Here is a 21,667-nt window from a genome sequence, read left to right as displayed (position 1 = left end):
CGATATTTTATGCGAATCAGGCTTGCGGAGGAAACACCCCCACGCTAATAGCCGCGCCTCGACCGCAGGCAGGCCCTGCGGACGGCGCCAGAGCGGGCGTAGCTCAGGGGTAGAGCACAACCTTGCCAAGGTTGGGGTCGAGGGTTCGAATCCCTTCGCCCGCTCCAGTTTCTTCATTACATATCAACCACTTATGCTGTTACCCACAGCCGCTAAGTGTTTGTTGATTGGTGCCAGCCACCACCTCACCACCACGGATAGGTTGTGGCGCGTCGGCCTCGGTTTGGCACACATCACACCGAAATCTGCAAGAACGGGAGGGGAAAGCATTCCCCTGCCGCCGCGCCAATGTCGCGGCAGACCCTTTCTGCGGGCGGCTCCGCCCCCCAGGCTGTGCAGAAACTCGCAGGCCGCCCCCGAAAAATCGGCCCAAAAGATCTTAAGATCAGGCGACCCCGATCAATTTCCGGTGGCCAAAAGCATTCACGGCATGGAGGGCGTTAAATGCCAGGCTCGACAGAGCAGCGTCCGCTATCACGGCCCTTACTCTCACTCCGCTTATGCGGCAGCTTCATGAGGCCTGTCGAGGATGAGCCGAACAGATGCCTCAACGTCGAGCAGTATTTCCTTTAACGAATCGCTTTTCGGATGACCCGGCAGGCTGTCCATATGTATCGCGATCGCGTTCCAGAACATAAGCCCACATAGGCCCACGCGTGCCTGGGCGATGTGCGGAGGCAGATGAGACAAGCTGATCCGGATGCACTCCAGCCAGAATTCCAGCGCGGGCGTGCCGGAGCGGTCGACGGAGGAGTCGAACGGATCGCTAAGCAAGCCTGCCAGCCGCATGTGCAGCAGGAAACGGACATGCGCATAGGGTGCCAGTTCGTCCGCCGCATCGAGGGCGGGCCTTGTTACCCAAAGCCAGGCGATGAAGGCGTCGATTCCATCCGGGTTGGAGCATTTGTCGATCGCTTGGCCCCGGATAGCTTCAGCTTCTTGTAAGCGCATCTCGACCGTGGCGCGCAGGAGCTGTTGGATGGTACCGAAATGATAGGTGACCGCCGCCACGTTGCGCTGGCCGGCAATTTGCGCGACCCGGCGAAGCGTGACCGCCTCGAGCCCATGTTCGGCGACCAGCACCTCCGCGGCAAGACACAGGGATCGGCGTGCGGCGCTACCTCTTTTTTCGTTCATAACCCTTCATTCCATCACAAGCGCGCTGATTCAATTAAATCCTTTGATTTAATCTCCACGCCCCTTATCCACAGGACGCAATCGAGGGAGAGGGATATGGAGATCAAGCAGCTTCCTGGGCCGTTCGGCGTCGCGGTCGAAGGTATCGATCTTAGCTGCGATATGTCGGATACGACCATTCGCTCGCTGATCGGCTTGCTGCATGAGAACCAAATTCTCGTCATTCGGAACCAGCGCCTTAGCGATGAAGACTATGTACGCTTCGGCTACAAATGGGGCCGCCCGCTGTCTTTCATGATCAAGTCGCATACCCAGAACGAACATCCTGAGCTGATCCGCGTTAACAACGCCGCGTCGACGCCCGCGCGCTACCGCGACGGTGCAATGCATTGGCATGCCGACAGCACTTACGAAAAGGAGCCGGCGAGCGTCACGATGCTGTACGGCGTTGAAGCGCCCGAGGTTGGCGGCGAGACATTGATCGCCAGCGCGCGCTTTGCCTATGACGCTTTGGACGAAGAGACCAGGCAGCGTATCGACGGGCTGACCGCTCAGCATTGCCTTGGCGGATCACCCGAACTGCCGGGCGAGAAGATCCCTATTGTCGCCGACCAGATCGCCATGCAGGGCGTGCAGCAGCACCCGCTCGTGCTGCGCCATCCGGTGACGGGCACGAAGGCGATCTTCACCTCCGGCACGGCCTTCGGTGCGGTCGGCCTGGAACGCGAGGAAGGGCGCGAGCTCATCGACAAGCTTCGCCGCCACATTACTCGTCCGGAGTTTGTCACCAGCTACAAGATCGAGGCCGGCGACGTCTTTCTGTGGGACAATTTCCAGGTGCTGCACAGTGCGACCCCGATCGAATATTCTGACGAGGATGGGAAGCGTCGCCTGCTCTATCGGATCAGCACCAAGGGGCTACCGGAGCTCTGTCAACAGGCGGCCTGAGGCGGCAGCACTGCACGTCGATTCGGCAATCAGGAGATCGGTATGGCGCGTTTCATTCTCGTTCATGGCGCTTGGCACGGCAGCTGGTGCTGGGAAGAGATCGTGCCCCGGCTACAAGCTCTCGGCCACGAGGTGAACGCGCCGGATTTGCCTGGCATGGGAGCCGATGCCGCCTCGGGTCACGTCGCCACGCTGGACGAATGGGGGATGTTCATCGCGGGCATGGCCAGTGCTCGGGATGAGCCGGCGATCCTGGTCGGGCACAGTCGCGGCGGTATCGTCGTTAGCCGGGCTGCAGAGATCGCACCGGGCGCGGTGCGACGGCTCGTCTATCTGGCCGCGATGATGCCGATGCCGGGTGAATCAATGGGCGATATTTTCGAGCGCCCGGAGAGTGGCCATGGCTCGGGCATCGCGGCGGCGATAAGCGTATCTGGGGACGGCAACACGATGATCCTGCACGGACGCGAGGCGGCGCTCGCGGCCTTCTACGGCATGACGCCTCCAGATCAGGCCGAAGCTGCATTCACGCGTCTAACGCCCGAACCGACAAGCATGCGGGCTGCTCCGGTCAATCTTTCCGACTCACGGTATGGAACGGTTCCTCGCAACTACATATACTGCGAGAGAGATCAGTCCGTCCTGCCTGAGCTGCAGCGATACATGGTGAGCCGTCAGCCTTGCGACACCTATGTGCTCGAGACGGATCATTCGCCGTTCTACTCGGCGCCTGACGAATTGACTGCCATGTTGCACGACCTCGCGGCTGCCGAAGGACAACCCGGATAATAAGGGCAGGGACGATTTGCTGCGCATCGACGCTCTGTGCGAGCGATCGCGACGTCTTCCTGTTCCTCGTCGACGACCTCCACCCGATGGAGGCCGGGCGCCGCCCAAACGGCGACCCCGATCTCTTCTTCCGCGGTTTCTACGCCCGGAACAGCGAGGTGGGCTCGAAGACACTCGGCATGGCCTCCTTGCATCTCCGGACGGTGTGCATGAACCGCAACATCTGGGGCGCGGACCGCTTCGAGGAAATCAGCATCAGGCACAGCAAGTTCGCCGCCAACCGCTTCGCGCATGAGGCGGCGCCAGCGCTGGAGAATGTCGCATCATCGTCGCCGGCCCCGTTCATTCAGGGATCAAAGCGGCGCGCGAACGCATCGTCGCTTGCAAGGCGTGAAAAATCAATTTGGATCCGCTATTTACACGGGCCGCGCGAGGAGCTTGGGTTCATGCATGCCAGCTTTGCACCTGCCCCGCCGGTGCTTGCGCGTTTGCACCATCCATGAGAGGGGTCGCCAAAGGCTCGCATGATGGGCTGCAGGGGGGTATGGCTATGGCGGCAGTGGCACCGACAGCAGGATCGCGTGGCGTCGCCCGTCCGATCGTTCGCCGGATTTTCGCCGCGTGCCTCATGGTCGTGGCCCTGCCGCTTTGCCTGGGCGGCGCCTATCTGCTCTTTCTCGGCGGCTCGCCCTATTATGCCCTGGCCGGCCTGGCGACGCTGGCCTCGGGCGTGCTGACCTGGCGAGGCGACCGCCGCGGCGCGCTCCTCTACGCCGCGCTGCTGGTCGTCACGGTCCCCTGGGCGATATGGGAGGCGGGCTTCGATGGCTGGGCGCTCGCCGCCCGGCTGTTCGCTCCGGCGGTGCTCGGGCTCGGGTTCCTGCTGCCCGGGGTTTCACGGGGGCTGTCGGCAGAGCGCCGCCCGGCGTTCCGCACCGCCCTGCGCTGTGCGGCAGCGCTTGCCGTCGCCGCGTTGCTCGGCGCCATGATGCACGCGATCGGGCCGGGCGAGCTGCCCGATCCGCTCTATCAGACAGGCGGCCCCGTCGCCGCGCCGCCGCCGCTGCCGGCGGCGCAGATCGCGAACGCCGCGCCTGCCGGAGAGTGGCACAACTACGGAAACGACCCGGCGGGCAGCCGCTTCAGCGAGCTGGCCCAGATCAACGCCGGCAATGTGAAGGATCTGCAGGTCGCCTGGACGATCGAAGCCGGCACGCGCCCTGCCAAGGTGGTGGCTTGGCTGCAGACGACGCCGCTGATGGTCGACGATACGCTGTATCTGTGCACCGGCGCGAACGATGTCCTCGCCGTCGATCCGGAGACGGGCCGTCTGCGCTGGCGATACGAAGCCGGCGTCGATCGCGCGATCAGCTCGCACATGGTCTGCCGCGGGGTCGCCTATTATGCGGTGCCGAATGCCGCTGGTCCTTGCGCCAAGCGCATCTTCACCAACACCAGCGACGCGCGGCTGATCGCGCTGGATGCGCTGACCGGCCGGCCCTGCGGGGGGTTCGGCGTCGGTGGCGCGGCCGATCTCACGGCGGGAATGGGCGCGGTGAAGCGGGGCTACTATGCGGTGACCTCGGCGCCCACGATCGTGCGCGGCAAGATCATCCTGGGCGGCGCCGTAACCGACGGCCAGTACTGGGGCGAGCCGTCGGGCGTCATCCGGGCGTTCGACGCGGTGACCGGCAAGCTGGCCTGGGCCTTCGACATGGGACGCCCGCACGAGCACGGCGAGCCGCAGGCCGGGCAGCACTATACCGAGGCGACGCCCAACAGCTGGGCCCCGATGAGCGCCGATCCGGCGCTCGGCCTCGTCTATGTGCCGACCGGCAACGCCACGCCTGATTATTACGGCGCGCAGCGGCGCCCCTTCGACGATGCCTACTCCAGCTCGGTGATCGCGCTCGACGTCGACAGCGGGGAGGTGCGCTGGTCCTTCCAGACGGTGCACCACGACCTGTGGGACTACGACGTCGCCGCCCAGCCGACCCTGGTCGACATACGCCGTGCCAATGGCGTCGAACATGCGCTGCTCCAGCCCACCAAGCGCGGCGAGATTTTCCTGCTCGACCGGGCCACCGGGCGTCCGCTCGCCCCGGTCGAAGAGAAACCGGTGTCGCAGAGCGGCGCGGCCCCCGGCGAGCGTCCCTCGAAGACCCAGCCGTTCTCTCTGGGCATGCCCTCCTTCAGCGGCGCGCTGTGGCGCGAGCGCGACATGTGGGGGCTCACTCCGCTCGATCAGCTGTGGTGCCGCATCCAGTTTCGCAAACTGCGCTACGAAGGCCGAATGAATCTGCCGGGCCTCGATCCGTCGCTCACCGAACCCGGGTTCATGGGCGGCATCGACTGGGGCGGCGTGTCGGTCGATCGCGATCGCGATCTGATGATCGTGAACTCCAATCGCATTGGCAACGTCAATCGGCTCATTCCGCGCCGGCAGGCCGACGCGATGGGGCTCAGCAAGGCCAGCCTGCGCGGCGAATCGGCAGGCGCCGTGCCGCAGATGGGCACGCCGTTCGCCGTGACGGCCACACCCTTCCTGTCGCCGCTCGGAGCTCCGTGCAACGAACCGCCCTTCGGCCTGATCTCCGCGGTCGATCTGCGGACCCGCAGGGTCGTCTGGTCGCGTCCGCTGGGCACCGCGCAGGACAGCGGCCCCCGTGGCCTCGCCTCGATGCTGCCGATCACGATGGGCGTGCCGAACGTCGGCGGATCGATCGTGACGCGCGGAGGCCTGGCCTTCATCGCCGCAACCCAGGAACGCGCGATCCGCGCGATCGACGTGCGCGACGGCACGCTGCGCTGGAAGGCCCGCCTGCCAGCGGGCGGCCAAGCGACGCCGATGACCTTCTGGTCGCCCCGTTCGCAGCGACAGTTCATCGTCATCGCGGCGGGCGGGCACGCCTATTACGGGACCAAGCCGGGCAACTACATCGTCGCCTTCGCGCTGCCGCGGCAGCCTTAGCGCAGCGGCGGAAGTCCCGCCTCCGTCTGAGCGCTATCGCCGCTCATCCGCATGGGGTGCGGCCCGCTCCCGCATCTGTTGCCTGCAATATCGTTTCCAATCGAGCGAATTCCACTATCAGGTAGCCGTAGATGGGGAGCCGGGCCCCCTCATCACGCCAGGTCTGCATGGCGAGGCGCAACGCGCCCACTGCGACCATGGCGGTCGTCTTCAGTTCTTCGTTCAAAATCGCCGGCCACATCCGACACAGGCAGCCGAACATCGTCTGCTCCAGCCTGAGGAACATCGCCTGCTTGTGTGCGGCGAGCGTGACATTGGATTCGAGCAGGGCATCCACCGTTGCGGCCTGGCGCAGGTCCTGTTCTGCGCTGAGCCGAAGCAGACTGTTTCGCGCCGCCTGCAATGGCCCCTGGTCTGCCGCCTCGCTGCTCATGATCCCCGGCAGATCGTTGACGAAGCCTTCCTGCCAATATTTGAGGGTGTCCTCCTTCGTCCGGAAATGCAGGTAGAGCGTGCGCGGCGAAATCCCGGAAGCCGCCGCGATGGCCGCCAGGGTCGTGTTCTCGTAGCCTTGGCCGACGTAGAGTCGCAGGCTCTCCTCGGCAATCCGCCTGCGTCTCGCCTGGTTCTTGCGTGCCCTGAGTCCCGCGCCCTTCGCGTCCATCATTCCTCTCGAAATCGCCTATTTTCGACGCGGACCAGGTCCGCGCGCGGCACGACTAGCACACGCCGTCCGTCCTCATGCAATTCCGTTTGGCGGATGGCACGGAACGGTGTAGAGATAAATGCAGTTACTGCACTTTTTAGATGCAGAGCGCGGTGGAGCGGATGATGGCGGTGACCGACCTTGGGCTCTTGAGGGTGCTTTCGCTCAAGGGTTTGGCAGGCGAGCAAGCGGTGCACGATGCGCTGCGCACTGGCGACAGCCGGGCGCGCATCGACGCTGCCTTGGCCGCAGGCGACGTGCGAGAGCTGCCGCGGGGCTTTGCGCTGACGCCACAAGGCCGCGCCGGAGTGGCTGAAGGCATTGCGGCGGAAGCCGGCGCGGTCAATGGACCGGCGATTGATGCGCTCTACGAGCGCTTCTGCACGTTGAACGCCGCGTTCAAGGCGCTGATGCGCGACTGGCAGGTGCGTCAGACTGCCGATGGCGAGGTGCCCAACGACCACGGCGATGACGCCTATGACGACGCGCTGGTCGAGCGCCTCGGCACGATCGATCAAGAGCTGACGCCGCTGCTCGACGCGATCGTGGCGGTTGCGCCGCGGCTGGCGGGCTGTGCCTCGCGCTTTGCCGATGCGCTCGCGGCTCTCCGTGCGGGGGACAAGGCCATGATGGCGCGGCCGATGATCGACAGCTACCACACGGTCTGGTTTGAACTGCACGAGGACCTGATCGGCCTCACCGGCAGGACCCGCGCCGCCGAGGCCGCCGCCGGGCGGGGAGATTGATGGGGCGCTACGTCTTCGGCATGGGCGACGCGATCCCCGCGGATACTGCCGTTGCCCGCGCGCTGCTGGGCGGCAAGGGGGCAGGCCTGTTCGAGATGCGGCGTCTGGGCATCGGCGTGCCCCCCGCGTTCGTCATCACGACAGAGGCATTCGCCAGGTGGCGGTCATCGGGATCGATCGCCTTCCTCGACGAAGAGCTCGCCGAGCAGCTTGGCGAGTTGGGGAGGGAGCTCGGTCGCACATTCGGTGGGCGCGAGCGCCCGCTGGTCGTCAGCGTTCGCTCCGGTGCTGCGGCGTCGATGCCGGGCATGATGGACACGATACTGAACCTTGGTCTCGACGACGCGTCTGTGGCGGGGCTGGCAGACATGGTGTCGCCGGATCGCGCATCGCGCGCTTACGATCGCTTGCGCACCACCTATGCCGAGATCGTCGGCGCCTCCTTGCCGCCCGATCCGTTCGATCAACTGCGAGGCGCAATCGCCGCAGTCTTCTCATCGTGGGATAGCGCGCGCGCGCGCACCTATCGCACGCGTGCCGCGATTTCGGACGATCTGGGCACCGCGGTCACGGTGCAGGCGATGGTGTTCGGCACCGCGCCCGGCTTTTCCGGAACGGGCGTCCTGTTCACGCGCCACCCCTCGACAGGCGAACCGGAGCCGATGGGGGACTGGCTTCAGGATGCGCAGGGCGAGGATGTCGTTGCCGGTGGACACCAGACCGAGCCGCTCAGCGTCCTCGCCGCAGCGCGCCCCGATCTCTGGGCGGATCTCCGTCGGGTCGCCGCCACCCTGGAGGGGCATGTTCAGGACATGTGCGACATCGAGTTCACGGTGGAAGCCGGGGTGCTCTGGGCACTGCAGTATCGCCGCGGCAAGCGCAGTCCGCTCGCGGCGGTGCGCATAGCAACCGATCTGGCCGACGATCCGGCCATGAGCTTCTCCCGGCGTGATGCGGTAGCGCGGATCGCGCCGGAGACCATTGCAGCGCTGCTCGCCGAACGCGACGCGTCAACCGCAGCCGAACCCTTGGCTACGGGGCTGGGCGCATCCCCGGGTGTCGCATCGGGCAAGGCTTGCTTCAGCGTCAACGCCGCGCTCGATGCGGCTGACCAGGGCGTAGCCGTCATCCTCGTGCGGCCCGAAACCTCGCCCGACGACATTCCGGGAATGGACGCGGCGGAAGGGATATTGACCGCCACGGGCGGCCTGGTCAGCCACGCCGCCATCGTCGCGCGCGAATGGTGCAAGCCGGCCGTGGTCGGCACGACCGCCTTGTCGTTCGACGGCGCGACGGTCCGCATCGCTGGCCAGATTCTTTGCGAGGGCGACGAGCTGACCATTGACGGAACGAGCGGGCACATATTCCGCGGCCAGGTCACCGCAACCGCGGCCGCATTGCCGCGCTGCGCCGAACGGCTGATCGGCTGGGCGGGCGAGATTGCCGGGCGATCGGGTGGAGATCCCATCGCGCTGCTCAGCGATGCGCATTCGCGGCTGGCGCCGCGTTCAAAGGAGAACGCATGATCGACGCGGCAGATGAGGGACTGCACCTTCAGGAATGCGACCCGCAGATGAATTGGATGGAGAACATGTGCTTCTTCGGCTTCGACGAGGCCGCCGACGCCGGGTTTCTCATCCACGTCAAGCACCGGCCGAACGAGGGCATCGTCGAATTCCGGTTCGGCGCGAAGATCGGCGGGCAATCCTGCAGCTATGGCGTGGTCCACCCGATCAACGGAACGCTGGCCTACCCGGAGTTCCAGCTGGCGTGCTGGGAGCCGGACCGGCTCTGGACCATCACGGGTCAGGGGCAGGGCTGGCCGATCGAGGCGGTCGGTGGGGTCATGGGCCTCCCGGCGAGCCGCGCCGCGCCGCTGGCGTTCTCGATCGACCTCGAATGGAGCGCGACGATCCCGTCCGTCCACTGGGGGGTGATCCACGACGAATCGACCAGTGCACCGGGCGGGGCGCACTATGACCAGGGCGGGCGCTTTACCGGAACCATCCGGATCGGCGATGCCGAGGCCCGGGTCGATGCGCTCGCCTATCGGGATCACAGCTGGGGGCCGCGAAACTTCATGCAGATGAAGTGCGTGCGCTACATGGCGTTCGTCTCCGCGGACATGCGGACCTATTACGACGGCCTGCTGATGGATCACGGCGACCGGCAGACCGGCTTTTCTTATACCGTCGAGGACGGCGTCGGGCGACGCGGGCCGACCCCGCACTACGAGGTGCTCGAGGGCGAGGACTGGGACAATGCCTATCGCAAGATCGCCTATACGGTCGATGGCCGCCGCTATGTCGCGACGACCATCTGGAACCTGATGCTGCCGCTGGTGCCCGAGCGCTACCTGTCGAACGTCGCGATGGTCCGCATGGATCTGCCCGATGGCGGAACCGGTTTCGGCATCGTCGAGCGAGGGCGGCTGTTCGGGGATGACGACCTGAACCGCTGGCAGTCCGCGGCCCGCGCGCCGGCCGCCTGACCGTCCCGGAAACAGCCGACTGGAACCGCCATGCAGTTCGAACCCGCCAACGAAATCCATGTCATCAGCGAGCCGGGGGTGCGCTGGTCGCGCGTCAACGTCTCCGAATCCTTTCCGAACGTCGCCAAGCCATTGAGCTGGGCGTTCTTCGGGGAAGGGGCCAACCTCTCCTGGCGGCCGATTTTCGAGAACTTCGGGCTGATCGCGCCGGGCGAGCCGCTCCCGGGCTCGCGTGATACCGGATACATCCGGCTCTTCTTCGGCCGCTGCGCGATCAACATGGATGCGATGAGCACCGACGTGAAGCTCATGCCGGGCGATCACAGCGCCGATCATGCCCGGGACCTGTTTTCCGAGAATTTCGACGCGTCGCCGCAGTTGGAGGGGGAGCGCTTCTACGACCGGGAGAAGTTCCTGGCCTATTGCCACGGCGTCGCCGACATCGTCGTTCGCGAGTTCGACGAGATCATGGTCTTCTGGCGCGAGCATGTCGGGCCGCAAGGGCTGGTGGAAGGCAAGGATCCGGTCGCCACGTACCGCGATGCGTTTGCGCGCTACGTGCGGGTCCAGACCAATCATTCGGCGAATTCCTCGCTGAGTCAGCAGCATTTTTCCCGCGCGACCGCGCTCGCGCAGGATGCCGGCCTGCCCGAGCTCGCCTCGAGCCTGACGACCGGGATCGGCGATACCTTCGACACCCGCGCGATGGCGGGCCTGTGGGCGGTCAGCCGCGGGCAGCGGACACTGGAAGACTACCTGGCCGAACTCGGCTTCCAGGAGACCTCCGGGGACGACATCTCGACCGCCTCCTGGCGCGAGAGTCCCGGGGCGATCCGGGCGCTCGTCGAGAACTACCGCAAGATGGACGAATCCGCCTCGCCGCTGGCCAGCGAACATATGCGGGTGGCGCAGCGCCGAGAGGCCGAGGCCCGGATCATCGCAGCGCTCCCGGAAGGCCGGCGCGAGGAAGCGCGCGCGCATTTCGCGGACCTGTCCCGGGCGATGCGGGTCCGAGAACTGGGCAAGGCGTCCTACCGCGTCGCCATCGACGTGGGCCGGGCGGCGGCCCGCGCGCGGGGCCGCGACCTGCAGCGTCTGGGCTGCATCGATGCCGCGGACGACGTGTTTTTCCTCACAGTCGACGAATGCATCGACGGTCCGCCGCGCGATTTCCGCGATGTGGTGGACGAGCGCAAGGCGATTCACGCCCGTTATGCGCAGCTGGACATTCCCGGCTCGTGGACCGGCAACCCCGAGCCGATCGCGTCGGAGACACGGATGGGCTCGGTCGAAATCGTGCGCGGCATTGGCGTATCCGCCGGGATCGCGGAGGGCCCGGTCCGGGTGGTCATCGACCATATCGCCGCCGAGGAGATGGAACCGGGCGAGATCCTCGTCACCAGCACCACTGATCCCAGCTGGGGGCCGTTTTTCGTGATGGCCGGGGCGCTGGTGATCGACATCGGCGGCCCGATGAGCCACGGCGCGATCATCGCGCGCGAACTCGGTATTCCCTGCGCGATCAACACCCGCGACGGTACCCGCCAGCTGCGCGACGGGATGATCGTGCGGGTCGACGGCGGCACGGGCGAGGTCCGCGTCCTCGCCGAGGCCGACACGCGCTGACGCCAACGGAGCCATGGTGCGCCTGGACGGCGAGCGGGGACTCGTCGCCCTGCTATAGCTGGGCAGCGGCGCGACGGGATCGGCAACAGGCTCGTCCGGAAGCCGGTTCTGTTTCCCGCCTGCATTTCCGAGCCGAATCAATGTTGCGCGCCGCTGCCGGAAGCGCTTTAGTGCGCCGGCGCCCGCCCAACGCCGCGCCAACAACCACCATCGGGAGACAGCTCCATGTCGATCAATGACCACGATTCCCTCACCGCGCGCGCCGAAGCCGGACGGGCGATGGCGCGGCAGGTGCTGAGCGGCATCGATATCGGCGGCATCGCCGGCTGGAGCGACTATCAGTGGATGACGATGAGCCAGCTGTTCGCGGAGATCTGGACGCTGCCGGAGCTCTCGATGCGCGACAAGCGGTTGCTGGTGCTGGGCGTGCTGGCCGCAGTGGGCAAGCAGGAGAAATTCGGCATCCATCTGACCTCGGCGCTGCGCAATGGCGAGTTCACTGCCGCGCAGGCGCGTGAAATCCCGTTGCTGCTGGTCCACTATGTCGGCCATCCGCTGGGCAGCGACCTGCCCGGCGTTGCCGAAGACTCGATTCGCGCGGCTGGCGTGACCGACTGAACCGGATGGCCGCCGCGGGCGAGACCCTGGGCTTCGTGGGCCTCGGCAACATCGGCGGGCCGATGGCGCGACGGATGGCCAGCCAGGCGCCGGGGGCGATCATATTCGACGCCGTGCCGGCAGCGATGACGGCGCTGGCCGGCCATGCCGAGCTGGCTGGGAGCAGTGCCGAGCTCGGCCGGCGGGCGCGGATCGTCGGCGTGTGCGTCCGCGATGATGCCGAGGTCGAGGCGGTGGTGGCCGGACCGGAGGGCCTGCTTGCCGGCATGGCGGCGGGCGGGTGCATCCTTGTCCACAGCACGGTGGGGCTCGACACGATCCGTCGGCTGCATGCGGTGGCCGCGGAGCGCGGAGTGGCGCTGCTCGATGCCGGGGTGACCGGTGGGGCGGTGCGCGCCGCCGAGGGCCGGCTGGTGACGATGATCGGCGGCAGCGCCGACGCGTTCGCACGGGCGCGGGTGCTGGCCGCGACGTTTTCCTGCGACGTGATCCATGCCGGGCCGCTGGGCACGGGGATCATCCTCAAGATCTGCAACAACGTGATCAGCTATGGCTTCGCAATGGCCGCCAGCGAGGGGCTGGGGCTGGCCGAGGCGGCGGGCATTGATGCCGAGGCGCTGCGCCGCGTGTTGATCGGAAACGGCAACATGAACGAACTGGTTGCCGCCTATCTGGCCGGGCGTGCCGGGGCCGGGCTGACCACGCGGGTCCATGCCCGGGCGCTGGCTGCCAAGGACCTGGGCCATGCCGCCGAACTGGCGCGCGAGGTGGGCTGGGCCGGCGAAGGGATCGAAGCGGTGCTTCGGCTGCTGCCGGGGATTTTCGCCGATTAGAGCGTAATGAGGAAAAGGCGTGACCGGTTGCGGGGCCATGGCGGGCGGCGGAAACATGAGCGACGCCTATGTCGAACAGGCCCGCTATCAGGGCGCATTCAACCTAACCGGGGAGCCGAGCCTGACCTTCCCCCGCCGGCAAGACCGCACAGGGCATGCCGATCGGCATACAGGTCGTCGGCCGGAGAATGGAAGACGAGGTGCGGCTACCTGTGGTCCACGCGTTCCAGCAAGCAACGGATTGGCATCGGAGGAAACCGGCCTCGCTTGGCTAGAGCCGCGTGCTTTAATCTGAAGCACTTCCCGCTCATCCTGAGTAGGCATTGAGCGAAGTCGAAATGGCGTATCGAAGGACGTCCTTCGATACGGGGCTTCGGCAAGCTCAGCCCCTACTCAGGATGAGCGGTTCATATTAAAGGCGGGACGCTCTAGATTTCGAGGCAGATGGGATCATCTGCCGGCTCGGAAATCACGGAAACGGACAAAATCTAGACTCGATCCGGTTCAATCTGAACCGGATCGAGTCTGGGCCCACTGCGCTTGCCGGACGAGGCAGGCAGGTCAGATCGTTGCGCCCGCGCCGACAGGTTCCGCGCCGACGTTCACGCAGACGAAGGTCACCGGCTCGGCCCCTTCGACGCGCCAGCCGTGGAGGATCCCGCGATCGACTACCAGATCGCCCGCTCCCAGCTCTACCTCGCCCGTCTCGAGGATCAGGGTGATGCGGCCGCTGAGAAAGAACATGTAGTCGATCGTGTTCGAGGCATGCATCGGAAAGCTCGAGCCGGGCTCCATCCTGGCGATCGAGAATCCTGTTCCGCCGCGCAGCAGATCCATGCTGGGCGGAACATTGCCCGTGTCGGTAGTGCCCTCGTTGCTGACCGGCAGCGCGGTACTCCAGGCGATGACTGTTCCGCCGTCCGGGGCGGAGAGGCGGTCGTCGAAGATGACGCTCGAGCGTCCCTGCTCGTCCAGTCCGGTGACGACCCGGCGATAGCCAGCGCTCATTTGACGATCCTCTGCGTTTGCGCCGGCATCGCGACGTTGGCCTTGCGGCGAGCCTATATTCGCGCTCGCGCGGTCACTCGCCCCGTCCGCTCGGACGAGGCCAGGAGCCTCGTGCGGGTGCAATGCGATCGCCCGGGTGGTATCAACTTGCCGGAAGGACCGGCATGGCGCGGTTCGTGCCGAAGGCCCCTGGCTGACGGCAGGTCGTGGGATGAAAGCAGCGATGACGGACGGACGGCGGCTTCGGATCGGTTTCGTAGGGGTGCAGCCGGGGCGGAGCTGGGCGGCGGTGGCGCACATTTCGGCGCTGCGCGCGCTGGAGCATGAGTTCGAGATCGCGGCGGTCGCCAACACCACTCTCGCCAGCGCAGAGGCCGCGGCCCGCGATTGCGGCATCCCCCGCGCCTTCGCCAGCGTGGACGAGATGGTCGCGTCGGACGCGGTGGACATGGTGGCCGTGACGGTCAAGGTCCCGTATCATTTCGACATCGTCAGCAAGGCGATTGCGGCGGGCAAGCACGTGCTGTGCGAATGGCCGCTCGGCAACGGGCTGGCGGAGGCCGAGGCGCTCGCCAAACAGGCGCGAGAGCGGGGAGTGCTCGCGGTCATCGGCACCCAGGCGGTGGCCGCACCGGAGATCGCACGGGTGCGGCAGATCATCGCCGAGGGGCGGATCGGCGCGGTCCACTCGACGAGCATCACCGCCTATGGCGGGGGCGTCGCGTCCGACGAGATCGCACAGATCTATGCCTATATGCTCGATCGGCGGAACGGAGCGAACATGCTGACCATCCCGGTCGGGCACGCGCTGGCGGCGCTGCGCTCGGTACTGGGGGACTTCGCCACGGTCTCGGCAATCCTGGCGACCCGGCAGACGAGCGTGCGGGTTGCGGAGACCGGCGAGACCATGACGAGGGACGCGCCCGACGAGGTGCTGCTCCAGGGACGGCTCGACAGCGGCGCGCTGGTCTCGCTTCATTACCGACCGGGGCCGAGCCGGGCGAACGGGTTCGTCTGGGAGGTCAGCGGCACCGAGGGCGCGATCACCGTAACCGGCGAGATGGGCAATCTCCAGATGACCGGGCTTGCGGTGACGCTGCTGCGCGATGGCGGTACGCCCGAGCGGATCGAGCCGCTCATGCCGGCTGGACTCACGCTGCCCGAGCACCCGATCCCGCGCAACGTCGGCTGCCTCTATGCGATGATCGCCGCCGACCTGCAGCGCGGAACCCGGACCGCGCCGGACTTCGACGATGCCGTGCGGACGCATCGGGTGATCGCCGCCATGGAGCGCGCGTCGGACGAGGGGCGCCAGATTCCGGTCGGGCAGGCTGGATCGACGGTCTGACCGACTGAATGACTGGCCGGCTGACGCCGGTAGGATCATGGCGAGGGGCTGAAGCCATCGGTCCTTCCACCCGTTCGAACAGCGCGCGGCAGGCGCCGATGGCGTCCGTCGGCAGCTGACGGCGGCGCGCAGCTACTCCGCGGCTTCGGGCAGTGCCGCTGCCGTCGTCCAGCCCAGTCGGGGGATCGTGATCGAGCGCTTGCCCGACAGGTCGGTGCGCAGCACGAAGATGCCCTGCTCCTCCATATAGGCGATCAGTCGGCGGACCCGCCCTTGCGAATGGGTGCCATAGACCTGCGCAAGCGCTGCATCGCTGGGCGCTTCGAGCGCGTCGCGGGCGGCGCGGGCCACCAGCAGGAACGGCGCGAGCATATCGTCGGGCAATGATGCGCCGAGCGCCATGGCGTCGAGCCAGCCTTCGTCCAGTTCACCGAACAGCCCCGCGCGCGCCATCGCCAGCCGGCGGCGGAAGCCGGCCAGATCGAGCCCGCTGTCGGCCAGCCGATGCATCCGGCAGCGCACGCCGAAATCCTGGAACAGGATCACGGGCGCGCGGTAGGTCGCGTCCGGATCGTCGACGATCTCGCGCAGCACCTCGTCGATCACCGCCTCGCGTTCCTCGTCGGCCAGCGCCGGCGTGTTCACCGGCGCCGCTGTCGGCGTCAGCGTAGGACCGCCGCGGCTGATCGCGCGGAGCAGATCGTCGCTGGTCGGTGCGGGTGTCCGGGGCGCGGGCGGAGGAGGGGCGGGCCGATCGTCGCCGGGCGCGAACAGCAGGCCCTGCAGCTCCTCTCGGCCGGCCGCGGCGGTCGGGAGCGGCACCAGCTTGGGACTGCCGCTGCGCGCCGAGGTGGCGACCGCCCCGACGGTCACCGCAACGGGCCGGCGGGACACGGCGGGGCCCAGGGCAAGGAACTGCCCGCGCGGCAGGTCGCGGATCTGCTCGGCCTGGCGGCGCTCCATGCCCAGCAGGTCGGCGGCGCGGGCCATGTCGATGTCCAGGAAGGTCCGCCCCATCATGAAGTTCGACGCTTCGGCGGCGACATTCTTGGCGAGCTTGGCAAGCCGCTGGGTGGCGATCACCCCGGCAAGCCCGCGCTTGCGGCCGCGGCACATGAGGTTCGTCATCGCTCCCAGCGAGGCGCGGCGGGCCTCGTCCGATACCTCGCCGGCGACTGCGGGCGCAAACAGCTGCGCCTCGTCGACCACCACCAGCGCCGGATACCAATGATCGCGCGGAGCATCGAACAGCGCCGCCAGGAAGGTCGCGGCGCAGCGCATCTGCGCCTCGATCTCGAGTTCGTCGAGCGCCAGCACAACCGACACGCGATGCTCGCGGATCCGGGCGGCGAGGCGGGCGATTTCGATTTCGCTATGGTCCCCGGCCTGGATCGCAACATGACCGAAACGATCGGCCAGGGTCACGAAGTCGCCCTCCGGGTCGATCACCACCTGCTGGACGACATCGGCCGATTCCTCGAGCAGCCGGCGCAGCAGATGCGACTTTCCAGACCCCGAATTGCCCTGGACGAGCAGGCGGGTGGCGAGCAGCTCCTCGACGTCGAAAAATACCGATTGTCCGGGGCTGCTGGTGCCGATGTCGATTCGTGCGGTCACGCTGCCGTCTTGGCGGATCGGTGGCACGGTTCAAGGGGCTGACCGAGAAAACTGTGGATGACTCGGGCTATGAGGAGCGGCCCGGCTTCTTTCCGTCACCCCGGCCCTTCGACTGCCTGCAAGGCAGGCGCGGAGGATGAACTTCAGCCAAAGGCTGAAGGCCGGGGTCCCGGTCGTCAGGGACAAAGTTTAGGCTGCGCGCCTCTCCTGAGATTCCGGCCTCCGCCGGGTGACGAAGAGAGTTGGGCATCTGTCCAACGGCCCGCTTCCGCCGGCCTGGCGGGAGTCCTATATCCTCGCCCATGACCGATGCCGCAGAACTGCCCGCTATTCCCAGCCTGTCCCTGGCCACCGCGGACACCGATCCCGGCGCCTTCGCTCAGGCGATCGGCCGGTCTTTCGAGCGATTCGGTTTCGCGGTCGTGGCCGATCACGGCATTCCTGCAGAGCTGATCGCTCGCGCCGAGGAGACGGCCAAGCTGTTCTTCGCGCTGCCGGAGGAGGTGAAACGCAGCTACCATATTCCGGGGCAGGGCGGCGCGCGCGGCTATACGCCGTTCAAGGTCGAGACTGCCAGGGACGCCAACCATCCCGATCTGAAGGAGTTCTGGCATATCGGTCGCGAACTGCCGCCCGGCCACCGCTTCGAGGAGGTCATGCCCGCCAATATCTGGCCGAACGAGCTGGAGGCGTTCCGCGACACCTATCTGGCGCTGTTCGGCGTCTTCGACAGGGCGGGGCTGCGCATCCTGTCGGCGATCGCGCGCTACCTTGGCCTCGCGCCCGACTTCTTCGACGACAAGGTCGAGGACGGCAATTCGGTGCTGCGCCTGCTCCACTATCCGCCGATCGGCGCCAACGCGTCCGGCATCCGCGCCGGCGCGCATGAGGATATCAATGCGATCACGCTGCTGCTCGGCGCGGAGGAGGGTGGGCTGCAGCTCCTCGACAGGGATGGCCGCTGGCTGTCTGTGGACATCGCGCCAGGCGAGCTGGTGGTGAACATTGGCGACATGCTCCAGCGGCTGACCAACGGGCGGCTGCCCTCGACCAGCCACAGGGTGATGAATCCGCCGCCCGAACGACGCGGTGTCGCACGCTATTCGATGCCGTTCTTCCTGCATTTCCGGCCGGACTACCTGATCGAGACGCTGCCGCAGACGATCACGCCGGACCGGCCGGACCAGTTTCCGGAACCGATCACGGCAAACGAGTTCCTGTTGCAGCGCTTGCGCGAGATCAAGCTGATGTGACGAAGAAGATGGGCTTTCACTCGTGTCAGCTGTTGCGCTAGCCTGATCCCCGATAAAAAAGGGATCCCGATGCGCATCACCACCTGCCTCGCTGCCCTCGCGATGGTCATCCTGCCGATCTCGGCTCATGCCGCCGACGACAAGAAGGCCGAAGCGCCCGACAGTCCGGTGCCACCGCCGATCGTCGCGGTGACCAGGCACAAGGGCAGCTTCGGCGGCCAGTCGATCGCCTACACGGCAACGACCGGCGAGACCTATCTGAAAGACAAGGACGGCAAGCCGCTCGCTGCGATCTTTTCGACCGCCTATGTAAAGGACGGCGGCGATCCCAGGACCCGGCCGATCATCTTCCTGTATAATGGCGGCCCCGGATCGGCGTCGCTCTGGCTGCACATGGGTGCGTTCGGGCCGAAGCGGGTCGTGATCCCCGAGGCACGCGACGATGGCGCGCCACCCTATCCGCTGGTCGACAATCCCGACAGCCTGCTCGATGTCGCCGATATCGTCTTCATCGATCCGGTCGGCACCGGCTTCGCCCATGCAATCGGCAAGAAGGAAGCCAAGGATTATTGGGGCGTGTCTGCCGACGCCAAGTCGGTTGCCGAGTTCATCCGCATATGGCTGAGCGACAATGGCCGCTGGAACTCGCCCAAATATATCGGCGGCGAGAGCTATGGCACGACCCGCTCGGTCGCCTTGGTGAGCGAACTCGAGGGCCAGTATAACGACGTCGCGCTCGACGGCATCATCCTGATCTCGACGGTTCTCGATTTCGGCGCGACAGCGCAGGCGCAGGGCAATGAGATGCCCTATATCCTCAACCTGCCGTCGATGGCGACGACCGCCTGGTTTCACCATAAGATCGCCAATCCGCCCGCCACCGCCGCGGAGGTCGCGGCCCAGGCCCGCGCCTTCGCGATCGGCCCCTATGCCGCGGCGTTGCTCAAAGGCAACCAGCTGGGCGCGGAGGAGCGCGCGTCGGTGCGCGCGGAGCTCGCGAGGCTGAGCGGCCTGTCCGAGCAGTTCGTCGACAACGCCAATCTGCGCGTCAGCCCAGGCCGCTTCTACAAGGAGCTGCTACGCGACAAGGGGTTGACCATCGGCCGCCTCGACACCCGCTACACCGGAGCCGATTACGACCGTGCCGGCGAGGAGCCCGATAATGATCCCAGCTTCTACGCGATCGACGGCGCCTATACCGCGGCGATCAACAGTTATCTTCGCGAGGACCTGAAGCTCAAGATCGATCGCCAATATGTGACGATCGGCGGCGTCAGCGACTGGGACTGGAAGCTCGCCGACCAGAAGGGTCGGGACGGCGAGGTCTATGTCAATGTCGCGCCCTATCTGGGCCGGGCGATGCGCGAGAATAGCGGCCTGCGGGTGTTCGTGGCCCAGGGCTGGTATGATTTCGCGACGCCCTTCTTCGCCGCCGAATATTCGATGAGCCGGCCGGGCTTCGATCCGGCCCGGATCCAGTTTCATTATTACGACGCGGGTCACATGATGTACGTGCGGCCCGACGATCTGCACAAGCTGAGCACGGACGTGCGGGCGTTTATCCGGGCGCGGTGATCAGAGCACATATCGCATCGCAAGCCCGCCCAGCGCGGAGCCGCCGAGCAGCCCGAACACCCCGACCCGGAACCGCAACATCGTGACGACCGCCGCACCCGACAGCGCCACGGCCGCCCAATCGACCGTCGCAAGCTCGGGCCGCGCCAGGTGCAGCGGCCCGAGGCGCAATTGCCCGACTGCCCCGAACCAATAATGCAGCGCGAACCAGCAGGCGAGATTGAGGATCACGCCGACCACCGCCGCGCCGATCGCCGCCAGCGCCGAGGCCAGCGCGCGGTTGCCGCGGAGCCGTTCGACGAAAGGTCCGCCGACGAATATCCACAGGAAGCAGGGCACGAACGTCACCCAGGTGGTCAGCAAGCCGCCGAGCGTGCCCGCCAGCAGCGGATCGAGCCCGCCGGGGTGGCGATAGGCGGCGAGGAACCCGACATATTGGGTGACGATGATCAGCGGCCCTGGCGTGCTTTCCGCAAGCCCCAGCCCATCGAGCATCTCGCCGGGCGTTATCCAGTGATATTGTTCCACCGCCGCCTGGCCCACCCATGCGAGCACCGCATAGGCGCCGCCGAAGGTAAGCATCGCCATCCTGGAGAAGAAGGTTGCGATCGGCGCGAGCGCGCTGTCGGCAGGCGCATGGAGCAGCAGCAGTGCGACCGGAATCAACCATGCGGCGAGGAGCGTCGCCGCAACGCCTGCGAGCCGGCCGAAGCTCTGGCGGGAATGGTCGGGCATTTCCGTGCCGAGCGCACTGTCGGCATCGCTGAGCGACCCGGTCGAGCCGGGGTGACTCGATCCAGGGGTGAAGAGGGTGAGATGCCTCCATCCCGACACCCAGCCGGCCAGCCCGGCGGCGAGGATCACCAGCGGGAAGGGCAGGTGGAGCAGGAAAAGGCCGAGGAAGGCGAAGAGCGCCACCGCCATGGCGGCGCGGTTGCGAAGAGAGCGCCGCCCGATCCGCACCACCGCCTGGAAGACGATCGCGACCACCGCGGCCTTGATTCCGAACAACAACGCCGCGACCGGTGGCGCGGCGACCGCGAGCACATAGAGCCAGGACAGCGCCATGATCGCGATCATGCCGGGCAGCACGAACAACACGCCCGCCGCCAGCCCGCCTTTGATTCGATGGAGCAGCCAGCCGATATAGATGGCGAGCTGCTGCGCCTCGGGGCCGGGGAGCATCATGCAGAAGTTGAGCGCGTGAAGGAAGCGCGCTTCGCCGATCCATTTCTTTTCGTCGACGAGAATGCGATGCATCACCGCGATCTGGCCTGCCGGCCCGCCGAAGCTGAGGAGTGCGATCCGGGCCCAGACGCGCAGTGCCTCGCCAAAGCCGATGCCGTGCCCGGGCGAGCCGGTGGCGCCCTGGTCCATCTAGCCTCGACCGCGATAGCCGGGCACGCCCTGGTCGGGTACCCACAGCCCCGCGGGCGGTGCACCCGATTGCCAGAAGACGTCGATCGGGATGCCGCCGCGCGGATACCAGTAGCCGCCGATGCGGAGCCACTTGGGCTGCATCTCCGCAAATAGACGCTCGCCGATACCCACTGTGCAATCCTCATGGAAGGCGGCATGGTTGCGAAAGGCGCCGAGAAACAGCTTGAGCGATTTCGATTCTACGATGGTCTCGCCCGGCGCATAGTCGATAACCAGATGCGCGAAATCCGGCTGGCCGGTCACCGGGCAGAGCGAGGTGAACTCGGGCGCGGCGAAGCGTATCAGGTACAGCGCGGCGGCACGCGGGTTGGGAACATAGTCGAGCACTGCCAGTTCGGGAGAGGCGGGCAGGCTGCTGGTCTTGCCAAGATGGATGGTGGACATGATGCGCTCTTAGACGACTTGGGCGCACCGTGCCAACGCGTACCAAAATTACAATTTGAACAATATCGATGGAACATACTTGCTATCTTGATGCCGTTGCTATAATAAAAGATCACC

18 protein-coding genes, 1 tRNA gene and 1 pseudogene are annotated in these 21,667 nt (G+C 66.4%); 14 read left to right on the top strand and 6 right to left on the bottom strand.

What is annotated here, in order from left to right:
• Window positions 1–92: 92 nt before the first annotated feature.
• Window positions 93–167: transfer RNA gene (locus tag AC1DQK_RS13360), tRNA-Gly, on the top strand.
• Window positions 168–558: 391 nt separating this feature from the next.
• Here the strand turns inward: AC1DQK_RS13360 and AC1DQK_RS13355 are convergent.
• Window positions 559–1,143, bottom strand: coding sequence for a TetR/AcrR family transcriptional regulator (locus AC1DQK_RS13355; RefSeq protein WP_477871244.1), 585 nt, complete (start codon window positions 1,141–1,143; stop codon window positions 559–561).
• 150 nt (window positions 1,144–1,293) lie between these two features.
• On the opposite strand from AC1DQK_RS13355, the gene AC1DQK_RS13350 reads away from it, so the two are divergent.
• The 4 genes and pseudogenes from AC1DQK_RS13350 to AC1DQK_RS13335 all read left to right on the top strand — a co-directional run bounded on the left by AC1DQK_RS13350 (window position 1,294) and on the right by AC1DQK_RS13335 (window position 5,905).
• Entirely contained in the window at window positions 1,294–2,145 is an 852-nt protein-coding gene (locus tag AC1DQK_RS13350; protein ID WP_477871242.1) for a TauD/TfdA dioxygenase family protein, read from the top strand.
• Window positions 2,146–2,187: 42 nt separating this feature from the next.
• Window positions 2,188–2,934, top strand: coding sequence for an alpha/beta fold hydrolase (locus AC1DQK_RS13345; protein ID WP_477871240.1), 747 nt, complete (start codon window positions 2,188–2,190; stop codon window positions 2,932–2,934).
• Between the two features lie 26 nt (window positions 2,935–2,960).
• Window positions 2,961–3,316, top strand: a pseudogene (locus AC1DQK_RS13340) (DUF932 domain-containing protein); the annotation flags it as partial.
• A 162-nt stretch (window positions 3,317–3,478) separates the two neighbouring features.
• Window positions 3,479–5,905: a membrane-bound PQQ-dependent dehydrogenase, glucose/quinate/shikimate family gene (locus tag AC1DQK_RS13335; protein ID WP_477871238.1), complete on the top strand. Its 2,427-nt coding sequence runs from the start codon at window positions 3,479–3,481 to the stop codon at window positions 5,903–5,905.
• 43 nt (window positions 5,906–5,948) lie between these two features.
• Here the strand turns inward: AC1DQK_RS13335 and AC1DQK_RS13330 are convergent, their stop codons facing one another.
• Window positions 5,949–6,572: a TetR/AcrR family transcriptional regulator gene (locus AC1DQK_RS13330; RefSeq protein ID WP_477871236.1), complete on the bottom strand. Its 624-nt coding sequence runs from the start codon at window positions 6,570–6,572 to the stop codon at window positions 5,949–5,951.
• Window positions 6,573–6,736: 164 nt separating this feature from the next.
• On the opposite strand from AC1DQK_RS13330, the gene AC1DQK_RS13325 reads away from it, so the two are divergent.
• From AC1DQK_RS13325 to AC1DQK_RS13300, 6 genes are all read left to right on the top strand, one after another.
• Complete coding sequence (locus tag AC1DQK_RS13325; RefSeq protein ID WP_477871234.1) at window positions 6,737–7,357, top strand: hypothetical protein; 621 nt, start codon at window positions 6,737–6,739, stop codon at window positions 7,355–7,357.
• Entirely contained in the window at window positions 7,357–8,883 is a 1,527-nt protein-coding gene (locus AC1DQK_RS13320) for a pyruvate, phosphate dikinase (protein WP_477871232.1), read from the top strand. Before AC1DQK_RS13325 ends, AC1DQK_RS13320 begins: the two co-directional genes overlap by 1 nt.
• Window positions 8,880–9,848, top strand: a complete 969-nt coding sequence (locus AC1DQK_RS13315) for a DUF7065 domain-containing protein (RefSeq protein WP_477871230.1) — start codon at window positions 8,880–8,882, stop codon at window positions 9,846–9,848. Before AC1DQK_RS13320 ends, AC1DQK_RS13315 begins: the two co-directional genes overlap by 4 nt.
• Before the next feature lie 30 nt (window positions 9,849–9,878).
• The gene (locus AC1DQK_RS13310; RefSeq protein WP_477871228.1) at window positions 9,879–11,474 is read left to right on the top strand and encodes a PEP-utilizing enzyme; all 1,596 of its coding nucleotides are present in this window, start codon (window positions 9,879–9,881) and stop codon (window positions 11,472–11,474) included.
• A 225-nt stretch (window positions 11,475–11,699) separates the two neighbouring features.
• Entirely contained in the window at window positions 11,700–12,092 is a 393-nt protein-coding gene (locus AC1DQK_RS13305) for a carboxymuconolactone decarboxylase family protein (RefSeq protein WP_477871226.1), read from the top strand.
• 5 nt (window positions 12,093–12,097) lie between these two features.
• Window positions 12,098–12,925: an NAD(P)-dependent oxidoreductase gene (locus AC1DQK_RS13300; protein WP_477871224.1), complete on the top strand. Its 828-nt coding sequence runs from the start codon at window positions 12,098–12,100 to the stop codon at window positions 12,923–12,925.
• Between the two features lie 561 nt (window positions 12,926–13,486).
• On the opposite strand, the gene AC1DQK_RS13295 is transcribed toward AC1DQK_RS13300, so the two are convergent.
• The gene (locus AC1DQK_RS13295) at window positions 13,487–13,933 is read right to left on the bottom strand and encodes a cupin domain-containing protein (protein ID WP_477871222.1); all 447 of its coding nucleotides are present in this window, start codon (window positions 13,931–13,933) and stop codon (window positions 13,487–13,489) included.
• A gap of 223 nt (window positions 13,934–14,156) precedes the next feature.
• On the opposite strand from AC1DQK_RS13295, the gene AC1DQK_RS13290 reads away from it, so the two are divergent.
• Window positions 14,157–15,281, top strand: a complete 1,125-nt coding sequence (locus AC1DQK_RS13290) for a Gfo/Idh/MocA family protein (RefSeq protein WP_477871220.1) — start codon at window positions 14,157–14,159, stop codon at window positions 15,279–15,281.
• Between the two features lie 132 nt (window positions 15,282–15,413).
• Here the strand turns inward: AC1DQK_RS13290 and AC1DQK_RS13285 are convergent, their stop codons facing one another.
• Complete coding sequence (locus AC1DQK_RS13285; RefSeq protein ID WP_477871218.1) at window positions 15,414–16,898, bottom strand: ATP-binding protein; 1,485 nt, start codon at window positions 16,896–16,898, stop codon at window positions 15,414–15,416.
• 302 nt (window positions 16,899–17,200) lie between these two features.
• Between AC1DQK_RS13285 and AC1DQK_RS13280 the strand changes: the two genes are divergently transcribed.
• Window positions 17,201–18,151: an isopenicillin N synthase family dioxygenase gene (locus tag AC1DQK_RS13280; protein ID WP_477871216.1), complete on the top strand. Its 951-nt coding sequence runs from the start codon at window positions 17,201–17,203 to the stop codon at window positions 18,149–18,151.
• Window positions 18,152–18,220: 69 nt separating this feature from the next.
• Window positions 18,221–19,726, top strand: a complete 1,506-nt coding sequence (locus AC1DQK_RS13275) for a S10 family peptidase (protein WP_477871214.1) — start codon at window positions 18,221–18,223, stop codon at window positions 19,724–19,726.
• Here the strand turns inward: AC1DQK_RS13275 and chrA are convergent, their stop codons facing one another.
• Complete coding sequence (gene chrA / locus AC1DQK_RS13270) at window positions 19,727–21,103, bottom strand: chromate efflux transporter (protein WP_477871210.1); 1,377 nt, start codon at window positions 21,101–21,103, stop codon at window positions 19,727–19,729.
• Window positions 21,104–21,550, bottom strand: a complete 447-nt coding sequence (gene queF / locus AC1DQK_RS13265; RefSeq protein ID WP_477871208.1) for a preQ(1) synthase — start codon at window positions 21,548–21,550, stop codon at window positions 21,104–21,106.
• Window positions 21,551–21,667: the final 117 nt, after the last annotated feature.

It is taken from the genome of Rhizorhabdus sp. P4_G5 (assembly GCF_056401065.1).
This window is presented reverse-complemented; position numbering and strand designations above follow the sequence as displayed.